The sequence below is a fragment of the Cognaticolwellia mytili genome, assembly GCF_002104475.1.
GTDB lineage: Bacteria > Pseudomonadota > Gammaproteobacteria > Enterobacterales > Alteromonadaceae > Cognaticolwellia > Cognaticolwellia mytili.
In genome coordinates this window covers 90,978-113,580 of sequence record NZ_NBOF01000002.1, presented here as the reverse complement: position 1 = coordinate 113,580, position 22,603 = coordinate 90,978, and the positions used below count along the sequence as shown (strand labels likewise).

Annotated in this window: 18 protein-coding genes; 7 read left to right on the top strand and 11 right to left on the bottom strand. The window is 39.1% G+C overall.

Annotation, left to right across the window (positions count from 1 at the left end; translation table 11 throughout):
- Positions 1 to 11 precede the first annotated feature (11 nt).
- From secF to B7C41_RS05460, 4 genes are all read left to right on the top strand, one after another.
- Positions 12 to 959 (top strand): protein translocase subunit SecF, encoded by a 948-nt coding sequence (gene secF / locus B7C41_RS05475; RefSeq protein WP_085297802.1) that lies wholly within the window; start codon positions 12 to 14, stop codon positions 957 to 959.
- A 494-nt stretch (positions 960 to 1,453) separates the two neighbouring features.
- Positions 1,454 to 3,091, top strand: coding sequence for a hypothetical protein (locus B7C41_RS05470; protein ID WP_085297801.1), 1,638 nt, complete (start codon positions 1,454 to 1,456; stop codon positions 3,089 to 3,091).
- A gap of 78 nt (positions 3,092 to 3,169) precedes the next feature.
- Positions 3,170 to 5,863: a TonB-dependent receptor plug domain-containing protein gene (locus tag B7C41_RS05465; protein WP_085297800.1), complete on the top strand. Its 2,694-nt coding sequence runs from the start codon at positions 3,170 to 3,172 to the stop codon at positions 5,861 to 5,863.
- Positions 5,864 to 6,048: 185 nt separating this feature from the next.
- On the top strand, positions 6,049 to 6,780 hold the full coding sequence (locus tag B7C41_RS05460; RefSeq protein WP_085297799.1) for a hypothetical protein: 732 nt from the start codon (positions 6,049 to 6,051) through the stop codon (positions 6,778 to 6,780).
- Between the two features lie 164 nt (positions 6,781 to 6,944).
- Here the strand turns inward: B7C41_RS05460 and B7C41_RS05455 are convergent, their stop codons facing one another.
- The 11 genes from B7C41_RS05455 to B7C41_RS05405 form a co-directional block, all read right to left on the bottom strand.
- Positions 6,945 to 7,298, bottom strand: coding sequence for a DUF1428 domain-containing protein (locus B7C41_RS05455; protein ID WP_085297798.1), 354 nt, complete (start codon positions 7,296 to 7,298; stop codon positions 6,945 to 6,947).
- A gap of 262 nt (positions 7,299 to 7,560) precedes the next feature.
- A complete protein-coding gene (locus B7C41_RS05450; RefSeq protein WP_085297797.1) occupies positions 7,561 to 7,872 on the bottom strand; it encodes a hypothetical protein in 312 nt (103 codons plus the stop codon).
- 108 nt (positions 7,873 to 7,980) lie between these two features.
- The gene (locus B7C41_RS05445; RefSeq protein WP_085297796.1) at positions 7,981 to 9,258 is read right to left on the bottom strand and encodes a sensor histidine kinase; all 1,278 of its coding nucleotides are present in this window, start codon (positions 9,256 to 9,258) and stop codon (positions 7,981 to 7,983) included.
- Entirely contained in the window at positions 9,248 to 9,949 is a 702-nt protein-coding gene (locus B7C41_RS05440) for a response regulator transcription factor (protein ID WP_085297795.1), read from the bottom strand. The genes B7C41_RS05445 and B7C41_RS05440 overlap by 11 nt, the downstream gene beginning before the upstream one ends.
- A gap of 100 nt (positions 9,950 to 10,049) precedes the next feature.
- Positions 10,050 to 11,189 carry a type 1 glutamine amidotransferase domain-containing protein gene (locus B7C41_RS05435; protein WP_235839616.1) on the bottom strand — a complete coding sequence of 380 codons (1,140 nt, stop codon included), beginning with the start codon at positions 11,187 to 11,189 and terminating at the stop codon, positions 10,050 to 10,052.
- A gap of 88 nt (positions 11,190 to 11,277) precedes the next feature.
- Entirely contained in the window at positions 11,278 to 13,797 is a 2,520-nt protein-coding gene (locus tag B7C41_RS05430; protein ID WP_235839615.1) for an ABC transporter permease, read from the bottom strand.
- Positions 13,755 to 14,441: an ABC transporter ATP-binding protein gene (locus B7C41_RS05425; RefSeq protein ID WP_085298625.1), complete on the bottom strand. Its 687-nt coding sequence runs from the start codon at positions 14,439 to 14,441 to the stop codon at positions 13,755 to 13,757. The genes B7C41_RS05430 and B7C41_RS05425 overlap by 43 nt, the downstream gene beginning before the upstream one ends.
- 150 nt (positions 14,442 to 14,591) lie before the next feature.
- On the bottom strand, positions 14,592 to 16,169 hold the full coding sequence (locus B7C41_RS05420; RefSeq protein WP_085297793.1) for a putative bifunctional diguanylate cyclase/phosphodiesterase: 1,578 nt from the start codon (positions 16,167 to 16,169) through the stop codon (positions 14,592 to 14,594).
- A 398-nt stretch (positions 16,170 to 16,567) separates the two neighbouring features.
- Positions 16,568 to 17,035 carry a bacterioferritin gene (gene bfr, locus B7C41_RS05415; RefSeq protein ID WP_085297792.1) on the bottom strand — a complete coding sequence of 156 codons (468 nt, stop codon included), beginning with the start codon at positions 17,033 to 17,035 and terminating at the stop codon, positions 16,568 to 16,570.
- Between the two features lie 26 nt (positions 17,036 to 17,061).
- Entirely contained in the window at positions 17,062 to 17,526 is a 465-nt protein-coding gene (gene bfr, locus B7C41_RS05410) for a bacterioferritin (RefSeq protein ID WP_085297791.1), read from the bottom strand.
- A gap of 183 nt (positions 17,527 to 17,709) precedes the next feature.
- Complete coding sequence (locus tag B7C41_RS05405; protein ID WP_085297790.1) at positions 17,710 to 17,904, bottom strand: bacterioferritin-associated ferredoxin; 195 nt, start codon at positions 17,902 to 17,904, stop codon at positions 17,710 to 17,712.
- 768 nt (positions 17,905 to 18,672) lie between these two features.
- On the opposite strand from B7C41_RS05405, the gene B7C41_RS05400 reads away from it, so the two are divergent.
- The 3 genes from B7C41_RS05400 (at position 18,673) to B7C41_RS05390 (ending at position 22,583) form a co-directional block, all read left to right on the top strand.
- On the top strand, positions 18,673 to 20,850 hold the full coding sequence (locus B7C41_RS05400; RefSeq protein ID WP_085297789.1) for a TonB-dependent receptor family protein: 2,178 nt from the start codon (positions 18,673 to 18,675) through the stop codon (positions 20,848 to 20,850).
- A 310-nt stretch (positions 20,851 to 21,160) separates the two neighbouring features.
- Complete coding sequence (locus tag B7C41_RS05395) at positions 21,161 to 21,511, top strand: metalloregulator ArsR/SmtB family transcription factor (RefSeq protein WP_085297788.1); 351 nt, start codon at positions 21,161 to 21,163, stop codon at positions 21,509 to 21,511.
- A 55-nt stretch (positions 21,512 to 21,566) separates the two neighbouring features.
- Positions 21,567 to 22,583 (top strand): ArsJ-associated glyceraldehyde-3-phosphate dehydrogenase, encoded by a 1,017-nt coding sequence (locus B7C41_RS05390; RefSeq protein ID WP_085297787.1) that lies wholly within the window; start codon positions 21,567 to 21,569, stop codon positions 22,581 to 22,583.
- The last annotated feature ends 20 nt before the right edge of the window (positions 22,584 to 22,603 follow it).

Sequence of the window (22,603 nt, the reverse complement as noted above, 5' to 3'; positions counted from 1 at the left end):
GCTTCAATATTATGCAAATATTACAATTAAAAGATACTGTTGCCTTTATGAGTTACCGTAAGGTAGCTCTATTGTTAAGTATCGTACTTATGTTAGCTTCGGTTTTTTCGTTGGCAACTAACAAACTTAACTTTGGTTTAGATTTTACAGGCGGTACCTTAATTGAAGTTGGCTTTGAGCAAACGGCTGATTTGAATAAAATTCGCGCAATCATGGAAACTAATGGTTTTGATGATGCTGTGGTTAAATTTTATGGCTCAAGCCGTGATGTGGTTATTCGCCTTGCAACTCGTGAAGGTGTAAAAGCAGAGATGCTTGGTAACCAAGTGCTTGATATTCTTCAATCGGGCACTGGCGATAAAATCGATATGCGTCGTATTGAGTTTGTTGGCGCTAGTGTTGGTGATGAACTAGCAGAGCAGGGCGGTTTAGCGATGCTAACAGCCCTTATCTGTATACTCGTTTATGTTGCTTTTCGTTTTGAATGGCGCTTTGCTTTAGGCTCTGTTATCGCGTTATTTCACGATGTATTACTGACCTTAGGTTTATTCTCGGTGTTGCAACTAGAGTTCGATTTAACGGTACTCGCGGCAATATTAGCGGTAATAGGTTACTCGCTTAATGATACTATTGTTGTCTCGGATCGTATTCGAGAAAACTTTAGAAAAATACGTGTAGGTGGTCCGGAAGAAGTGATTAATATTTCTTTAACACAAACCTTGTCACGTACTGTTATTACTTCAATAACAACTTTATTAGTATTAGCAGCCTTGTTCTTTCAAGGTGGCGCACTAATACATGGTTTTGCTACGGCATTATTATTAGGTGTATTTGTTGGTACCTACTCTTCAGTTTACGTTGCTAGCTCAATTGCATTAGCATTAGGTATTTCAAAAGAAGACTTAATTCCTGAAGTGATTGAAAAAGAAGGCGCGGATCAAGAAGAAATGACACCGTAACCAGTAGTAAATAATTTGTTCAATTGATCATTTACTGAATATAAAAAGCCGAGCAACTTTGCTCGGCTTTTTATATTCAGGCCGTTCTTAGCCATCCATGGCTTCACGGCATTAGTGCATCCATGCACGTCGATGAATGGTCAGCTTTTTTGTTCCAGACAAAAGCTAAGTACCTACATCCGTGTAGGCAATGTCATGATGCCAAAAGTGGTAAAGAGTGACGATGCTCCTCAAATAACCTAAATCAAGATAGCAAGTGAGCCAATAATATTTTTCTAAAAAACCACCAACAGCGCTTTATTTTATTGTTCCCCCTTGCACACCATCGTATATATAACACCCCATGAACGATTGTAATATTTCTAACTTATTATTGTCATCGTCCCGTCAAGTTACTGAAACAAAAACTACATATTATTTCAACAATTCTGTCATTTTCGCTCCGTACTATTATCGCAAATTTTTTAATAATAAATCTGCGGAGCAGAACCGAAATGAGTATCAAAAATCTATTTAAAGTAAGTGTAATTGCAAGTGCTATCGCTTTAGTTGGTTGTGGTGGCGATATCAAAATTGAGCCAACCGTAAATGATAACAGTGTTGATAATAGTACCAATAACTCAAACAACACCGACGGTGGCGGCAATAGTGGTGATACTAATCCATGTGCAACACGCGGCGAATTACAAGGTTCGTACGACGGTCGCGATTGTAATTACACTGCCGCATTTGCTAGTAAAAATATCGAAATAGAAACAGACTTAACATTCAATGAATTACCTAATGACGGTGTTCACGTTTTCAATGGCGCCCTGTTAATGGGTAAAGACTGTGACACTACTACAGGTTGTACTATTGCGGCTAATGGCCCAACGTTAACTGTTGTTGAAGGAGCCAATTTAGCGTTTACTTCCGGTGAAGCCATTATTCGTATTGGCCGTGGCGCAAAAATTAATGCTATCGGCACTTTAGAAAAACCTATTACCTTTACTTCTGCTAATGCCTACGACCGTTTAGATGTTGTCGGTAACGGTGCTCAGTTTGCCGACTGGGGCGGCATTATCATTAATGGTTTTGGTATTACTAACCAATGTACTGATGCACAACGTGCGGCAAGTACATGTAACGTAACAACAGAAGGTGTTACCAGCTACTTTGGTGGTAATAACAATGCTGACAGTAGTGGTACTATTGAATTTGCTAACATTTGGTACGCAGGCTCAGGTCCACGTTCAGGTGGTGAAGGTGATGACCTTAACTCACTAACATTGAATGCTGTTGGCTCAGGTTCAGCATTTGACTATATTCATATTCATCAAGGCTTTGATGACGGTATTGAATTCTTCGGTGGCGCTGCAGATATTAGCCATATTGTGGTAACAGATACTCAAGATGACGCCATTGATGTTGACGCTGGTTGGCAGGGTAACGGCCAATACATATTTGTTAAGCACGGAACAGTTAAAACTAAAAGCGATGTGATTGTTGACGGTGTGACCATTCCTGCAGGCTCAGATGTATTTATGGGTAACAACGGTTTTGAAACTGACGGTGAAAAAAATGGCGGGGCAGAATACTCACAAGCACCAACCTCAAACCCAACGTTTGCAAACGTAACGGTTATAACAACTGACGGTAGTTCAGTGCGCGATGACGACCCATCACAAGCTTTTAAATTCGATGATGCGATTAAATCAATGTACTACAACACCTTAATTGTTAAAACAGAAGGTGCTAATGGTACTAACTGTATCGAGCATAAGTCTGATGGCGAAATCAATGTTGATTCCGTATCGTTCTCAAACTCTGTGATGGCGTGTATTAATGAATTTAAAGGTGAGCAAACATTTATTTCAGGTAAAGAGCCTGTAGCATTAACAGGTACAGCAAAAGCTGACTGGTTTGATAATAGCGCTACAAGCCAACGTATTTCTAGCACATCAAGTGTACTTGCCAATGCCTTTGCAACTGATGTTGATTCAGCTGATATCACGATAACGGCAAATGACTTATCAGGCTTAGATGCTTTTTTCCAAGCGGGTAATTACATCGGCGCCGTATCTGAAAATGACACAAACTCAGATTGGTATAAATGGGTTGAAGCCGCGGTTACCGCAGCAGATCAAGACTAATTAAACGCTTATTTAGCTAATAAGGCGTAGCTAATCCTACGCCTTTTAAATGACTTGATTTGAGAGCAGGATTTAAAAATGACAACTCAACATAGACTTAAAAGAGTTTCTTTTGCCGTGGGGCTGGCACTACTTGCCCAAACTTCCAACGTAATTGCACAAGGCACACCCGAAGAGAACGATGTAATGGAAGAGGTTGTAGTTAAAGCAACTCGATTACAGGGCAGTGCGGCCGCCGTTATAGAAGAACGACGCAGCCAGGCGTTTGTTGCTGATATTTTAGGTGCAGACCAAATTTCAAAAACGGGTGATAGTGATGCCGCCGCCGCATTACGACGAGTGACGGGCTTAACGTTAGTTGACGGTAAGTTTATCTATGTACGTGGTTTAGGCGAACGCTATTCAAGCGTACGGTTAAACGGCGCAAATATTCCAAGCCCTGACTTAACTCGAAATGTGGTACCGCTTGATTTATTCCCCGCGAGCATTATTGAAAGCTTATCAGTACAAAAAGCCTATTCACCGTCTATGCCTGCGGCGTTTGGCGGTGGTGCTATCGACATTCGAACAAAATCAGTCCCTAAAGATTTTGTCGCCAGTGTTGAAGTCGGTTTAGCTTATGATGAGAATTCACAAGACGGTTTTACCTACAACCGCCAAGGCAATGGCCTACCTAATGAACTTAAAGATGCCATTAGCCAATACAAAGGTGATTTTTCGCCCCGTAATATTATTTTAAAAGATAACTTGGTTGATACCGATGCCGCCACGCGTGGTGAACAAGCGCAAACTATTAACCAAGGTTTATTAAAGTCATTGCCACGTAATATGGTGATGAAAGACGACTCACTTGACCCTACATATAACGTAAAGGCCTCAATAGGTAACTCGTTTGACGAAAGTTATTTTGGCGGTCAAATAGGCTTCTTGGCTGCGGTTTCATACGATAACAAATGGCAATTCACTAACAAAAAATCAGCGGTAGTCAGCGAAAACTTTTCTGATGACTGTAGTGAAACGCTACTCAATGATGAACAAATTGCAAACGCTTGTTATAACACCGTAAAAAACTCGCAAGTTACCACTGGAAATGAGCGCTTAAGTGCAGTATTTAATCTCGGTTATAAACTGGATAATCATGAATTGTCTTGGAGTAATATTTACTTAGAAGATAATGAAGACGAAAGTGTTATTGGTGTTATCGAAAGCCCGAACGGCAGTACCGTCGATACCATTTATGGTAATGGCCAAGCGCAGCGTTTGCATGAACTTAACTATGAAGAACGTTCACTTAAAATTATGCAGTTCACCGGTAAGCATACCTTTACCAAGCTTTTAGGTTTAGGTGCTGATTGGCAATATACCGAGTCTACCGCAGAAACTGAAATTCCAACCGACGTGAAATATAAGTTTATTGATACCTATGCCGATGGCGCGTATCAAAGCTCACATATCACGGGTGATGACAACCGAGCGGTATTTTCATATTTATCGTTAGAAGATAACGTTAAATCATACAATGGTAATGTGACTTTACCTTTGTATTTTCAAGATATCGAACTTGAGTTTAAAGTTGGGTACGACTTTTCAGATAAAGGCCGTTACTACAGCACCTCAAGCTTTACCGTTAATAATAAAAGCGGCATTAAAATCCCCGTCAACACCGGTGCTGACTCCGTACTTAGCGTGACAAATTACCTGAGTGACGAACTACTTGATAACAATAGTATTTTGGTCGATTTTAATGAACCAACGGCACCCGACGCTGACGATTACTTAGCAGGCCAGAAGATAGATGCCGGTTACGGTGCTTTTGACTTGATGTATCAAGGCAAATGGCGTGTTAGTGGTGGTATTCGCTATGAAGAGTTCAAACAAACGTCGCTAGCAACTTCAAGTTTGATTTTCAAAAAAGAAGATTTAGATATTTTCTTTTCAGAAGAGAAAATCAAAAATGGTAGCATCATAGAAGACGACTTCTTTAGTGCGTTGTCGCTTACCTACATTGGCGGTGATGACTATCAAATACGCTTTGGTTACGGTGAAACGGTTGTTCGTCCTGATTTACGCGAAGTGGTGCCAGTAGCCTACTATGACCCACTAACCGATATTCGTACCATCGGCCGTGTTGGGCTTAAAAGTAGCCCAATTAAAAACTACGATGCCCGTTATGAATACTATGCTGATAACGGCGATAATTACTCTGTCGGTGTGTTTTATAAAGATATTACCAACCCAATTGAGTCGGTTTTATCCATTGGTGACGAAGATTACACCTTATCATTTGTTAACGGTGAAACGGCTGAAGTTTACGGCATTGAAGCAGAATGGTTACACGACTTAACGTGGCTAGCAGACGGCTTCTTTACCTCAGGTAACATCACCTTAAGTGACTCAGAAGTCTCAATTGATCCAGCGTTTGCCGGTAACTTAACCAACCCAAAAAAACGCATGACAGGGCATTCAGAGTACGTGGTGAATTTACAACTTAATTATGACTCTGCTAACGGTAATCATAGTAGCTCATTGGTGTATAATGTCTTTGGTGAACGTATTATCGCTTCAGGTGTTGGTGGTAGGGAAGATGCGTTAGAGCAGCCATTCCACTCACTTGATGCGGTTTACACTTACTACCCTGACTTTAACTCCAAAATTAAAGTTAAAGTGAAGAACTTACTCGATGAAGATCAAGAAGTAACGCAATCTGATATTATCGTACGCTCGAAAGAAGTCGGCACGATATTTAGCGTTAGCTACACCTACGATTTTTAGTTAAACGAATACAGCTAAGTTTACTGAATTAAATTGAACTTAGGCGGGTTAAAAACTAAAAAGCCAATGAGGACGCTCATTGGCTTTTTCAATTATTTTACTGTCTCGTCCTAAAGTTTTTCACGAATATTTCACAAGTTCAAAGATAAAATACCGATTAATCAAATATCTTAAAAGAGAATGTTATGGCGTATCGCTATTGGCTAGTGTTGGCTTGCTTGGGAGTGGTTTTTGGCTCGAATGCAGCAAACATCGAGATCAAGGATCAAACATCACTTAAACAAAAAGTACATCAGGCGATTATTAAGTTTGAGCAAACTGACAGGAAACAGTGGGCCTTTCAGGTTGACCGCTTTGAGAATGAAGAGGGCGACATAACCAGTAGCCTTGAACAGTTCACCCCATGGCATGACGTTAACAAGCAATGGTCGCTGATGCGTATAAACGGTAACGAGCCAACAACAAAACAACAGAAGAAATTTATAAAAGCTAAGCGTAAACGTGCCAATAAAAAACAAAGTGATAAAAGCTATTCAGTGAAGTTTAGGGAAATAATTAACCTAGAGTCACTTCGTTACCAAAGCGAAAGTGCTACTCATATAGAAATGAGCTTTCAAGTTACCTTAAGTCAGTTTGGTGACGACACTAAGGAAAAGCTAGACGGCTTATTGTCGTACAACAAACAAGACGCATTTATTGAAACTATTACCATCACTAACAACGCTGAATTTTCACCCATGTTTAGCGCAGCTATTAATGAATTTTCATTAACTTTTAATTTTATCAATATTGATGATGCGATTTTATTTCGCGAACACACCTTAGAAATGAAAGGCACGTTCGCTTATTTTGTTGAGATAGATGAAGTGTCTAAAGATACGTACTCTGATTATCAGTACCAGACACTTGTAGAGTGATAACAGCACAGGTTTCAGGTTAGGTGACGGCTCTTGCTGGTACTAGTTTGCTATATTGACTATAATACTTGGAAGTTTAACCTCCTCATAGTGATGAGGAGGTGCCCATTAAAACTAAGGGCAGAACATTGTTTAGTTTGAATTGCTAGTAAGTGTTTTTTGCGTCATTTATCTACAATAACTTCAAAGCCACCAAAAATCATTCTCCTTCCATCAAACGGCATCGGATTATTGTCTGGCCGCATTCTAGGATCGTCCATGATTTTTTCCATGTTTTCATCTCGAACTTTTTTGGACGGCCATGTAAGCCAAGAAAAGCAAACTGTTTCATGAGGCTCACATTTCACCGCCATCGGAAATGATGTTACTTCTCCTGCTGGCACGTCATCGCCCCAACAATCGACAAGTGAAAGCGCTCCATACTCTTTAAATACCTCAGCCGCCTCATTTGCATGTTTTATATAAGCTTCTTTTTTATCAGTTGGAACAGCTAAAACAAATCCATCAACATAATTCATTTTTTAGATTCTCTATGGGTTTCGAGTGACACATTTATCATAGCAAATGACAATGAAAAAGCTCGCCGAACACCGCGGGAAATAAAATGATAATACGGTGTATCCACTCAACTGATTTGTTGTTTTCTTGGGGGCCATAAACCACTGAATTAAAAAAATGGTGAACTTAGCCTAGTGCAAAGGCTAGCATTATTCGATTTAGAACGAGTGTTCCGGTTAATTGAAGTGCTTGGATTAATATTTATTTAGAAGCCAATTAGTCTTAGTTTCCTTGATTTTCTCGGCGATAAACCACCGCCCAAAAGTACACCAAAATCGCTATCCAATGCAGAAAAAACAAACTCAGGCCAATCAACACGCGGTGCTGTTTAGTTTTGTTTTCAATAAAGTCTTCCAACATCATTATCCAAAAACCAATGAAAGTAATGAATGTTAGCGGAATACCAATTTTTGCCAACAATGGCGCGTTGGTCCAGCCACCGACATAATAGTATTGCTGAACTGTACCAGTTAAGAAGCCTATCGCCAATACAACAAATACTAAGGTATACCAAAAGCCTGCAACAATTTTCATAAACACTTAACAATATGCGATTGAAATTAAGCGGCGATAATAACGCTTCAAATGCTGCAGCGAAAGAGGGCAGAGCGATTTATTGCCTAGTAGATTGCTTTTCTAGTTTTATTTTACTGAAAATAACACAGAAACAACCGTACCTTTGTTACTTTCAACCGTGAGTTGCCAGCCTTGATGTTCGCATAAACGTTTTACGATGGATAAACCAAACCCATAGCCGGTGCTTTGGCTCCCTTTGACTGCTGGCGCGGTAACAAGCGAAGAAATACCTTCCTCTATACCTGGGCCAGTATCGCTGATGATTAACTGATTATCGATAAAATCAACCTTAACTTCGCCAAGGTTAGTGTATTGAAAAGCGTTACTGAGCAAGTTATCAAGTAACACTTTTAACATGCCTGATAGCGCGTGTACTTGGGTATTACAGTTGTTTGATACATCAACTTCAACCGCTTTGTCGTTAAGTATATAGCTATGATCTAATATCGATTGTTCAACCAATGGCAACAGTTGAACTTGTGTTTTTTCGTCGCTGTTATGTTCTTCTCTAGCGAGCATTAATAGCGTGTTTACCGTTTGCTCCATTTGCATAGCGGCGTCAGAAATGCGGCTGATTAATTGCTGATTGTCATCATTATCGGTATTTTTACTGTGGTACACCTCAACAGCATTTTTGACAATCGCGACAGGGGTTCGCAATTCGTGACTGGTATCACGGGTAAAGCATTTTTCGCGCTCGAGTGCTTTGCTAATTTGTTGCATGGAGTTTTCAAGCGTTCGCGCTAACACGCCTATTTCGTTGTTGGGAAAGTTATGGGCGAAAGTGCTGGGGATATTTTCGGGTGCGACACCGTCAACTAAGTCAGCTAAGCGCTTAAGTGGTGTTGCGGTTTTGCGGCCTAGCATCCAAGCAATAAAAAAAGCTACCAGCGTTAATATGCCTGTACAAACTAAGAAAAATGCCACTATACCGCTTCTGATAGGGCGTACTAAAAGCTTTTGACTAACTTCAGCAACCAAATAAACGCTATCGTGCTTTGATAAATTCAGCAGATGGTAATGCCTACCGTCAAAACCATAGAATTCATTTCTTTGTGGTTCGTCGGTAAGTTGTTGGTTTAAGTCATCAGGTAAGTCACTTTTTGAAAAGTGCAATGACATATGTGAGCTGCGCGGGGCTGGCCATTGATCTGTTTTCTGATAATGAGCAATTAAATAGTCGGCTTCTTGTCCAACTTCACGCTCAATAAAGTTGTCTTCTAAAATGTACAAAAATATAAAACAGAAACAGCCATAAAAAGTCGAAAGGAATAAAGTGAAAATACAAAATTGCGTGACAATACGTCGGCTTAAACTGTGAGGTTTTCCGGTGTTATTCTTCATTTTTAACCTCTAAGGTAAAGCCAACGCCATGTACGGTTTTTAATATTGGATAGTTGAATGGCTTGTCTAAAACGTTACGTAGTTGGTAAATATGCGAGCGCATTGCGTCAGACTCAGTAGGGTCATCACCCCAAATTTTTTGCGTTAAGGTGCTACGAGTGACTACTTGCGGATAAGCTTCTGCTAAAAGCGTTAATATGCGTACGCCCATGGCGTGTAAGTCTAGCAGCTTATTGTTTCTAGAAACCTGTTTTTTTTGTCTATCAATGGCTAACGGGCCAATAGTTAAAACATCAGATGTTTGCAATAAGTGGCGTCTTGATAATGCTAGGCATCGTACTTCTAACTCTTGCAATGAAAAGGGTTTGGTGAGGTAGTCGTCAGCGCCTGCGGTAAAGCCAGAGACTTTATCGTCGATACTATCGCGAGCGGTGAGCATTAAAATAGGAATATGGCGATTAGCGTGTTTTCGTATTTGCTCACATACCTCAAGTCCGTCCATTTTGGGTAGGTTAAGATCTAAAATAATTAAGTCAAAATGATGTTCAAGTGCTAAGTCGAGCCCTTGTTGGCCTTGGCTGGCAAAGTCAAAGCGGTGACCTTTGGCTTCCATGTAATCAGAAATATTGCGGGCAATACTTTGTTGGTCTTCAACGACGAGAACATTAAGTGCTGTAGATTGATCTTTCATATGCCTTACTCAATATATGATAAAACTAAGCACTGTGTTTGCTAGCAGTGCTTTAGTTCAAACTTTACTTTAAAGAATGGTTAACTTACGTGCTAATTTATTATAAAGATAAGCTTTTTAACATCTCTAATGCGGGCTTGTGATCAGGTTTTGATACTAACAATTGCTTTAAGGTATTTTCGGCCGCTTGGTTTTTACCTAGTTTATGTTGTGTTTTCGCAATTGTCATATCTAACATTGGGCTGTTAATTGTTTTTTGTGCGATGGTCATTAGGGTAAGCGCTTGTTCAAAATCGTGATTGCTTTCAGCGGTTTTTAAATAGTAAAAGCCGTACATGCCCGCTAAGGCAATATGATATTGCTCTACGTTATCCGTTAATACTTGCACCGCTGATGTATCGCCAGCTAAAAACTTCGCGATAACTGCCATGGTGTTATCTTCAATATCTTTTGTTTGAGAAACAGGTACTAAGCCGAGCGTTTTTACTAACGCTGTTGCAACATCAACGGTTGATGTAGGATTTTGGCCGGTAATTAATCGCTCATCAACCGCGACATGGCTTAACATAATGTCGCTTGATTGGAAGTGCGCGCCACGCTCAGTTAATTTATCTTCTAGCATAAACTCGAATTTGCTCAGCCATTTTTTACCAAACAATTTTTCTTCTTTATTGGTAAAGCCATTCACCGCTTTATTGGCGACTAAATAACTGCCGTCTTTTAGTTTTACATCAACCAAAGCTGCAGGGCCATGGCATACCGCGGCGACTGTGCCTTGTTGCTGATAAATATCGGCAATGATGGTTTTAAGTGCTTCATCTTTAGGTAAATCAAACATTGCGCCTTTACCACCAACAATAAATATTGCGTCATAGGCTTTGGCGTTTAATGTGGCAGTAGACAAGGTATTGTTTAACTTTGCCATAATTGCTTGGTCTGCCAATATGCTAGCATTGTATGATTTTTTAGCATCGTATTTATCTGCTTCGACCTTGCCGCCGTTAGGGCTGGCAACATCAACAGTTATCCCATTGGCTTTGAATACGGCATAAGCTTTAGAGAATTCGTCAAATTCATAGCCCGGTTGTTCTTCGCCTTGTTGTTGGCCGTAACCACTGACAATCATCACGACTTTCTTAGTGTCGGTTGCTGCGTTTACCTGTATCGATATGGTAATTAGCATGAATAGGGCGATAAATTGTTTTATTGCTTGTTTGCATATGTTCATTGTAGTTCTCATTAATTTGCTCCTAGCATTTACTGCAATAGTGCCAAGCTTGCTGTGAAACGGATGTGAAATATTAAATCTAAGTGTTAAGTGTTAGGTCTTAGGTATCAGACATAAGTTGTTTAACCGAGCTTTGCAAGCTGTGCCTGCTGGCATAAATACCTAGGCTGGTAACGACAGATAAAATGATCGCTAAGGTTGCGAATAACCAAATAAAGTCAGGCTGATAGGTCAGCGAGAACTGCGATTGATAAATAAGCACACCTGCAAAATAAGTCCCTAAAATAGCGCCAATAGCGGTAACGTTTGCAGTAACTAACCATTCAATAATGTTGAGTTTTAAACAGGTTTTTCGAGTAAAGCCAAAGCTCATAATGATGCTGTTTTTTTTCTTTTCTTGCGATTCTAAAGCATTGATAGAGGCGAGAATAACCACACTAGCTAGTATAATGATCATTAATGAGAAACCGCTGATCACCTTGGTGATCATTGCTAGCATGCTATCAAAGCGTTTGGTGACTTCTTTCAGTGACACCATGCGTAAGGTCGGAAATTTTTGCCATAGTGCGGGCAATAGTGCTTGTTGCTGTTGCGTTAATTCGATACTTGCCATGCTGTAGTGTGCTGACTGAATATGAGCAAGTGCGGCAGGTGGCATTTGCACCCAAAAGGTAATAGAGCCGGCACCGGGCTTGAATACGTGACTTGCCACTATTTTCAATTCTACTTGTTGCTGGCCGATAAAAAAGGTTAACCAGTCGCCAAGCGCTAAACCTAAGTCAGTCATCACTTCTTCTTCAAGCGATATTTGTTGCCAGTTTTGACTATCGTTTTGCCACCATTGACCATTAACCACAGCGTTATTTTTTGGTACTGCTTCACTCCAATGTAAGCGAATAGCACGGCTAAACGTTGCCAAACTGTCGCTAGGTTTATTACTCAATTCGGCTAATGATTGCTTGTTAACAGCAATTAGTTTTGCGTACATAAATGGCTTAGCTTGGCGAATATCAATGCTATGTTGCTCAGCCCAGTGTTCAATAAAGTCCATTTGCGGTTTGGTGGCTTGTGAAACTATGATATTGCCGTCGTGCTGGCGTTGGTATGAGGCCATCGTCGCACCTAAATCTTTCATCAACATTAGGGTGAATAATAGTAAAAATGCAGATAAGCCGACGCCCAAAATTTGTGTACTTTTACTGACCAAACGTTGTTTCATCATAAATAATGAAAATGGTATTAAGCCCGAAAAATTTTGGCAGAGCTTTTCGCCAAGTGTTAGGGAGCTCCAGCTGATCACAATCATTATTACGATAGTAAACGCGATGGCAGTGATCATCATTAAGGTTAATAAGGCATTGTCTGAGTAGCTTATAACGACTACGGCTAGCACCACCAAACTGCTCAGTTTGCCTAGCCAATGACTTACGCCACCTTGATTGCCAGTAAATAGTTTAGCCACTGAGTTATTGCGCAGAGAAAGCCAAACAGGGGCATGGAAAATAGCAAATATGATTGCCACCGCTAAAATTGAGCTCGCCATTGATGTTAGGTGCCACTGCCAAGTTAATTCAGCAAATGTTTCATTTATCCAGTTAATGATTAACCAATGGCTTATTGCTGAAAGCGCTAAAACAATAGGAATGATCAGTAACAGGCCAAATAACCACTTTAACATTGATACTTGAATGCCAGTGCTTTTTGTTGCGCCAAGGCTCATACAAATGGCGGAAAAATATTGATCTTTTTTGATATGTACTTGAGTTAATTGGTTAATGGCAATGGCTGCCATAAAGAACAATAGAATAGAGGCCAAGCCCATAAAGTTTTCGGTTCTTTTCCAGAATAAGGCTAATGGGTGATTCCCTTGTTTATGGTGCACTTGCGCCGCTGGCAGGTTTTCTTGTTGCCATGTTATCAGCGTTTCAATTTGGCTATCAGTAGCGGCGATTAGGTAACGGTAATGTATCAGATCGGGAGCAAAACCTAGCGATGTGATATCGCGGCTATTAATCATCGCCCGCATATCAACGTTATGGCCTTCCATCAAGCGGTCGGGTTCGTGATGTAATATCCGTGCAACTAAAAACGTTTGATTGGCGATTTGTAGGTAATCCCCAATGTTAATTGATAAGCCGGCCAGTAACCTGGCATCGAGCCAAATATGGCCTTGCTTAGGGCCAGAGAAAGTAGCCGTTTCTTTGTCGTTTAATGACGTTGAGGTGAGTAGCTGACCTTGCAATGGGTATTGAGCGTCAACCGCTTTTAATTTGGTGCGTTGCCATTGTTCCTCATGCGTTAACGTAGTTTTTACCTCTTGGATTTGTACAAGATTGTTGGTGATTGCTGTCAGCTCGTTTTGCTGTTTAGAGGTTAAGGCAGTCGCTTGACTTAGCACCGCATCAGCACCTAACAAGCTTTGTAAGTTGTCGTTTAAATAACTTTGAATGCTCTCGCTTGTTTGCCCTAAGGTAATAATGAATAACAGTAAAATACCTTGAGTCCAGCGCAATAACCGTTGGTGAGGTGAGCGATATTCTTGTTGATAAAAATGCCAAGCCAGCTTGCTGTTGTTTATTAACATGACGCCACCTTTAATAGCTTGTTTTCTTGCAGACATAGCTGACCTTCAGCTAAGGAAAACCTGTGCTGGGCTCGCTCAGCTAATGCTTCACTGTGAGTAACCACCACAAGGCCTGCGTTGTTTTCTTGGCAGCAAGTAAAAAGAATATCAGCGATTTCGTTGGCACTGTTTTGGTCTAAATTACCCGTAGGTTCATCAGCGAAGATAAATTTAGGTTCGAACACTAATGCACGTGCTATGGCGACTCGTTGTTGTTCGCCGCCACTAAGCTCGCTAGGTTTATGATCTAGGCGATGTTGCAAACCGACTTTTTCTAGCCAATGTTTGGCTTTTGCTAGCGCGGTTTTATCGCCTCGTAATTTTAGTGGCAGGGCTACGTTATTGAGTGCGGTTAATTCTGGTAGTAAATGAAATTGCTGAAATATAAAGCCAATGTCGCTTCTTAATTCAGATAAGGACTGCTTTTGTTCGCCATTGACATAACTTCCTATTCCCGATGTTGCTTGCTCTAAGCCTGATATCAACATCAGTAAACTTGATTTACCTGCGCCGGAAGGACCAGTAATGGCGTATGATTTGCCACGCGACATGGTTAAATTGAGATCTTCAAATAACGTCACCTTGGTGTCATTGGTTTGAAACGACTGGCTGATATTTTTAAGTTCAATGTAGCAGGGCATAGCAAAGCTCACTTTTAAGCGAATAAATAGGAATTATTCATTACCTTAAAAGCGAGCTTGTGAAATGGTTGTGAAATGAAGGTAAGCGTCATCAGAATGTTGAATCTATGCGGCTTATTAAACTTTTAGATTAACCGAATTAATTTGGCTTTACTCTTTCAATAATTGCTCAAATTCGCTGGCTAACATAGGTTTAGCAATGAAATAACCTTGTATGGAGTCAACAGGTGTATTTTCAATAAACTGTTGCTGTTCAATGGTTTCAATTCCTTCAGCGGTAATCGCAATGCCTAGGTTTTTAGCAAGTGATACAATCGCATTCGTTGTCATAATATCTTCATGATTTTCAGGAATATGTTGAATGAAGCTTCGGTCGATTTTTATTCTATTAATGCATAGTTTACGTAGGTAAGCTATTGAAGAATAGCCAGTACCGAAGTCATCTAGTGCGATAGATACTCCTAGTTTTTTTAATTTTTCAAGTTGGTAAAGTGCCGCATCAACATCTTTCATGATAGCGGTTTCGGTGAGTTCAAGCTCTAGGCTTTTTGGCGGTAGCTGTGTTGCTGCTAAACAAGACTTTACGACATTGAAGAAATTCTTTTGCCCTAGCTGTCTCGCTGACATATTCACTGAGATGACAAGGTGGTTATAGCCCATGTTATGCCAAACTTTACTTTGTTTGCATGCTTGCAGTAACACCCATTCGCCTATGGTATTAATCAGTCCAATTTCTTCAGCAATCGGTATAAAAACATCAGGTGGCACATTACCTAATGTTTGATTATCCCAGCGTAACAAGGCTTCTGCAGCTTTTATTTTCTTTGAAGCAACATCAATAATAGGCTGAAAATTAAGCATAAACTCATTTCTTTCCAAGGCTTGTCGTAATTGACTCGCAATAATGAGTTTATTTCGTGCTTGGGTATTAAGCTCGCTTGAATAAAACCTAAAGGTATTTTTCCCCTCATGTTTTGCATGATACATTGCTGTATCTGCATGTTTTAAAAGTTTCGATGCTTCTTGGCCATCACTTGGGTAAATTGCAATACCAACACTCATACCTACCGTTATTTCATTAACATCAATTTGGAAAGGCAACTGTATACAATCTAATATTTTTTTTGCGAGAATAGTGACATTATTAACGGAGCTTACGGACTCTAATAATATAATAAATTCGTCACCGGCAAAGCGCGATAAGGTATCACCTTTACGTAATTCCCCTAAAAGTCTTGCAGTAAATTGTTTCAGTAGAACATCACCTGCTTCATGACCATAATTATCATTAACTTCTTTGAAATTATCTAAATCGATGAACAGTACAGCAGCTAAATCGGATGTTCTAGCAGCCTGGTTTAATATGTGCTCAAATCGGTTAATGCAAAGTTCTCTGTTAGGAAGACCAGTAAGGCTGTCATAGAATGCCATTTTTTTTATGCTTTGCTCTGCTTTAACACGCTTTAAAACTTCTTGCTTTAAGCGCTTATTATTTTTAATAGTGAGTGCGGCAAGTGAGAGTGCTGAAATCATTACTAGAGTGAGTATTTCATCAACTTCATATTCTTCATATGTTCTTGAAATTTTCACCAAGTATTCGAAAACATCATACTTTTGAGCTAACCAAAAAGTAATTACAGCAAGTAAGGTAGTGACAACTACGTCAATAGTAAATTGAGAAAGGGGTAATATTTTAGCTAGTATTTTTTGCTTCAAACCACGAACCATGAAAGGTAACTTTCCTAAGTCATTAAATGCAAATAGCTATGCTTTAAATAACTACGCGGCATTTGCTGTTAAACACTAATATTCAACATTATGATTTAAGTAAAGTTGAACATGTTAAAACAAGCAAAAGTGAAGCTTAAATAACACTGTTTTATAGGGTTCACTTAATGATAGTTGACGAATTGATCTTTACTCAATATTACGGCTAACTTATTTAATCAATGAATAAACTGCCACTTTAGCATATAAGAGATTTTAGAATTCAGCGATATTAAATAAAGTGATTGAGACTTGTATCGCCAAATTTGTTTCACTTATGTTAGCTGAAAGAGGAAGTAAGTAAAATAAAACCAGCTATGTAAGCTGGCTTTTGTTGATAGGTGATCAGAATTTTATTTTTACAGCTGTGATTGAATGTAGTTTTCTAAGCCGATAGTTTTGATTAAGCCTAATTGTTGCTCTAACCAAAAAGCGTGATCTACTTCAGTATCATCAAGTAGTTTTTCTAAGATTTCACGGGTGACGTAATCTTTTTCTTGCTCACAAATAGCAATGGCTTTTCTTAGCCCATCCGCAACTGCATACTCAACGTCTAAATCACTTTGCAGCATTTCAGGAACGTTTTTACCGATATGTAAGCCTGGGCGAGTTTGCATGTCTGGCGTGCCTTCTAAAAATAGAATGCGCTGAATAAGCATTGATGCATGGAGTTTTTCATCATCAAATTCGTGATCAATGCGTTCAAATAGTTTATTGATGCCCCAATCTTCATACATACGTGAATGAATAAAGTACTGATCCATAGCCGCTAGTTCATAAGCTAATAGGCCGTTTAATGCAGAAATAACTTGAGTATTACCTTTCATTTTAGTGTCCTTGTAACTTAGTCAGTTTAAAGTTGTGCTTGGATATATTTTTCAATACCCATGTTATCGATTTGATATTGCTGAGTTTCTAGCCAGTCTAAATGTTCTTCCTCGTCATTTAATATGCCGTCAAGCATTTCGCGACTTACGTAGTCTTGCTCTTGCTCACATAAGGTAATAGCACTGCGTACAATATTAATTTGAGCTGTTTGAAAGCGGGTATCGCAACCGATCATTTCTTGCGTATGTTCACCTATAGCAAGTGGTGAAAGCTGCTGCAAATTTGGTAAACCTTCAAGAAACAAGATACGTTCAATCACTTTATCAGCTTGCTTCATATCAAGTATCGATTTTTTGTAGCACTTGCTATTTAAGGCATTGATGCCCCAATTTTTATACATACGGGCGTGAAGAAAGTATTGATTAATAGATGTTAGTTCGCTGGTTAGTACTTTATTTAGTATTGCGAGAACTGCGGGGTTACCTTTCATTAGTGCCTCGATAAACGTTATTTAATATTGGCAGTAATTATAGGAAAAAAATTATGAAATGCAAAAGGTAATTAATAAAAAACCTTAAAAAACAACCTCTTGCTAATGATAATTGTTATCAGTTGTAATAAGGAATGGGAATATAAAGATCTATTTGAACTAAATGAATAAGTTAGCTAAAGCTTATCCAACTTCTTTAAATAAACTTTCATCAATAATGGTGTTATCAATTATGTTCTGAGCAACTTTAACGCAAGTACCACATTGTGAACCTAATGGTAGGTGTTGCTTTAACTCACGCATAGAACCGACACCTTCTTCGGTGACTAACTGCTTAATTTGATGGTCTGTGATGCCTTTACATATACAAACGAACATAATAATAACTACTAATGATTGATAACGCGATTGATAATAGTTCTTGTTTGTCTTATTTTCAATGATTAATTTTTCATAAAAGAAAAAAGCATTGAAAAATAAAGGCTTTAATTTTTCTCAGTAGTGTTTTTGGTGAGAGAGCAAGCAATACTAGATTGTAAATAATAAAGCACTTACGATGAATGTTGAAGTTATTGAAATAACTGAACTTGATTTTATGCATCAACGATATAGGAAGTAAAATAGGTAGGAAAAGTATTGTTTGAAAAATAAGAAAAGGGTAGATGCACGATAAAACCTTACCTTATTATCACTATATTTAGTTGTGGCGGTAGCACAGGCTTGGTGATTAACTGATCTGAGCCTACGCTCAATTTAGTGATTTCACCTTATGCACTTCTGCTCATTTCTATCGCTATAAAATTTGGTTGCTCTATTTATGCACCTAACAAGCTTTTATTCTTGATAAAACTTCGGAAGGAAAGATTATAATCAAGGCATCAAGTAACTATCGATTATGCGGATATTTGGCTAATGTTAGTTGAGTAGCGGAAAGAAACACTCAATTTAATTGGATGTATAATGATAGTTTTGCCTAGTAATATTTGGGGACGTTACTAGCAGCTAATTTTGAAAGAGAAGGTGCTATTCGTACCCGTTTGATCTATATCAATCCGTTATTATAAATAATGCAAATGATATTGATTGCCATTTGATCTCATGTTTTAATGCGCGCCATACAAATTATTGTTTTTTATAGGCGTAGTCATGCGAATTCCTTCTCTTTTTCAACCCGCGTTAATTGCTTTATCTGTTGTTAGTGCTATCTCTAACGTTGCCCTGGCAGATGATGACATGGAGCACTTAGCTATTTTTGGTAGTGCTCAAGCTGTAAATGATGTGCCAGGCAGTGCGCATATGATTTCTCAAACAGAATTAGAGAGGTTTGATTTCACTGATATTATGCGTACGTTAACGTCGGTGCCAGGTGTTTACGTTCTAGAGGAAGATGGTTACGGCTTACGCCCGAATATTGGTATGCGCGGCACAGGTCAAAATCGCAGTGAAAAAGTAACAATTATGGAAGATGGCGTATTAGCTGCTCCTGCACCTTATTCAGCTCCTTCGGCGTATTACTTTCCAACGGCTGGTCGTATGCAACAAGTTGAAGTGTTGAAAGGTACTTCAAGTGCAATGTACGGCCCTCGTACTACTGGTGGCGTGATTAACATGTTATCTCGCACTATCCCTGAAGAAGCATTAGCGGGACAAGTTAATTTAAGCGCAGGTCAAGATGGCTTTGGTAAAGCACATGCTTACGTTGGTGGAGCCGGTAAGAATGTATCTTCAATATTTGAAGTTTTCCGCTATCAAGCTGATGGATTTAAAGATGTAAATCACACAGGTGATGATACTGGTTTTGTTAAAAACGACATCATGGCGAAAGTGATGATCAATAGCGATAGTGACGCAAAATACTATCAAGAATTAGAATTCAAACTAAAGTATTCAGATGAAGATTCAGATGAAACTTATATGGGTTTAACAGAAACTGATTTTAAATCTAATCCGTACTCTCGTTACTCAGCTTCACAACTTGATAATATGGATACTGATCATAAGCAATTACAAATTAATCACCACATTAAGTTATCTGAGAAATTCACGTTAGGCACAACGGCATACTATAACGAATTTAGCCGTAATTGGTATAAAACCAGTAAAGTTAATGGAAAGAGCCTTAGCAGTGGTGGTATAGACTTTGCCGCAGCATTTGATAACGGCTCATTTGATAATGACGAAATTAGTGTTGCTGTAAAAGCCAATAGTCGTGATTATCTATCACAAGGTATTCAAACGATATTAAATGCTGATTTTGGTGACCACCAAGTGAAGTTTGGTGCGCGTTATCATGAAGATGAAATGGACCGTTTCCAGTGGGTTGATAAGTATACTTTAGACAATACAAACTATGAAATGACGCTAACAGAAGCCGGTATTCATGGGGCAGATTCAAATCGTATCGATTCAGCAGAAGCGATTGCTTTATTTGTTCATGATGAATACACCGTTGGTGATTTCATTATTAATGCGGGTTTACGTTATGAAGATATGACTATTTCTCGTAAAGATTGGGATAAAGGTGTAATTGATAGAAACCAGCCTTTAAAGAAAGATGTGAGTAATGATGTTGAGGTGTTACTACCATCATTAGCAGTAACTTACCGTGTAAATAATGATTTGGTTATCATTGGCGGTGTGCAAAAAGGTTTTGCGCCACCAGCGCCAGGCAATGACAAAGCAGAAAATGAAGAAAGTATTAACTACGAGTTAGGCTTACGTTTTAATCAAGAAACGTTAAGTGCAGAGGCATTATTTTTCTACTCTGATTATAACAACATGCATGGTAACTGTACTGCGAGTCAAGGTTGTGAAGAAGAAAATATTGGTAACCAATACAATGCTGGTGAAGTAAAAGTTTCAGGTTTAGAAGCTAAAGCAGGATACGAATTTTCTGCAGGCTCAGTAACAATTCCTGTTGGGTTAACTTACACTTTTACTGAAACAGAGTTTCAAAATTCATTTGAATCAGGTTTAGATACTTGGGGTGAAGTGAAATCTGGCTTTGAATTACCTTATGTTCCAGAAAACCAGCTGCAATTGAATGTAGGTGTTGTTGGCGATAATTGGCGCGGTGATGTTTTAGTGCGTTATATGGACGAAATGCGAACAACTGCTGGCCAAGGTGCTATCGCCTCAAACCAATCAATTGACAGCCGTACAGTTGTTGATATGGCCGCACATTATAGCGTTGCTGATAACCAAGAAATAACCTTTAACGTTGATAACTTACTTGATAAAGAATATATGGCAACACGTACGCATGGCTCTATCATGGTAGGTAAGCCACGTAGTGTGACTCTAGGCTATAAGTACAGTTTTTAGAGTAGTTTATAAGTTTGAAAAACGAGTTATATCGCTTAATGCCAGTCAGTTAACAGCTGCCTGGCGTTTTTTTATTGGGCTATTTATTCTTACTTATAATTGAGCATATACTTAATTCAATAAGTATTATAGCTAAGTTGTTTTCCCCTATAACTCTTACACTATCATGCAAGTTTCCTGCTGCGTAGTGGAAAAAACTATTTATCAATGTTTGTTCTGTTTCTTCTATAACAAAATAAATATATAATTATTTTGTTATATTCTCTGTTGCTGTATGATTGCTTTCATTAATTAGAACGGAAGTGTGTTTATGTCGCCAACAGAATTTTATAAAAATCTAGCTGATGATATTCGACTGAAAAGCGTATTGCTTATTGCCAAAGAAGGTGAGCTTTGTGTTTGCGAATTAATGGCTGCACTCAGTGAGCCAAGCCAGCCGAAAATATCCCGTCATTTAGCACAGCTTAAAAAAGCAGGGTTATTGGTAACTCGCAAACAAAAACAATGGGTTTTTTATGCCCTAAGCTCTGATACTCCTTCATGGTCACAGCAAATTATCGCGTTAACGCTAGCTGAAAACTTAACGTTTATCACACCAAATTTAAATGCTTTGAATCAAATGGGCGACAGGCCAACTCGAGCTGCAAATTGCTGCGAGTAAATATTTACCAAGCTTCACTAAGCGATTTGAAATTCATATTTGATAGGAAAACATCATGACAATTAAAATAGGTATTAATGGTTTTGGCCGTATGGGACGTTTATCAATGCGCGCGGCGTATGATTGGGATGACATTGAAATCGTGCAAATTAATGACCCTGCGGGTAATGCTGAAACCTTAGCGCATTTACTAAATTTTGATTCCGTTCACGGTATTTGGCAGCATCAAGCAACGCACACTGGTGAAGACATTATTATCAATGATAATAAAATTGTTTGTAGTCAAAATCGCCGTATTGCTGATACTGACTGGTCAGGTTGTGATGTGGTTATTGAAGCCTCAGGTGTAATGAAAACAAAACCTTTACTTCAAGCTTATTTAGACCAAGGCGTAAAGCGTGTAGTGGTAACAGCACCGGTAAAAGAAGACGGTATTTTAAATATTGTTGTCGGTGTTAATGACCATGAATATGACGCTGATAAATTTCCAATTGTTACCGCAGCGTCTTGTACTACCAATTGCCTTGCGCCAGTTGTTAAAGTTATTCACGAAAAAATTGGCATTAAGCATGGCTCAATGACCACTATTCATGATATTACCAATACTCAAACTATACTGGATGCGCCACACAAAGATTTACGCCGCGCTAGGGCCTGTGGCATGAGTTTAATTCCAACAACGACTGGCTCGGCAACGGCGATTACGCATATTTTCCCTGAGCTTAAAGGTAAGCTTAACGGCCATGCTGTGCGTATTCCTCTGGCAAATGCTTCACTTACTGACTGTGTTTTTGAATTAGAAAGAGCCACCACAGAGCAAGAAGTGAATGATTTTTTACAAGCGGCAGCTGATGGTGAGCTAAAAAATATATTAGGTTATGAAGAGCGCCCTTTGGTTTCTATCGATTATAAAACGGATCCACGTTCAAGTATTATCGATGCCCCCTCAACTATGGTGGTTAACGGCACACAAGTTAAGCTTTATGTTTGGTATGACAACGAGTGGGGTTATGCAAACCGTACCGCGGAAATCGCTCGGATGGTTGGCCGTTCAGATTTAACTAAAAAGTAGTCTTATTTTCATTTAACTAA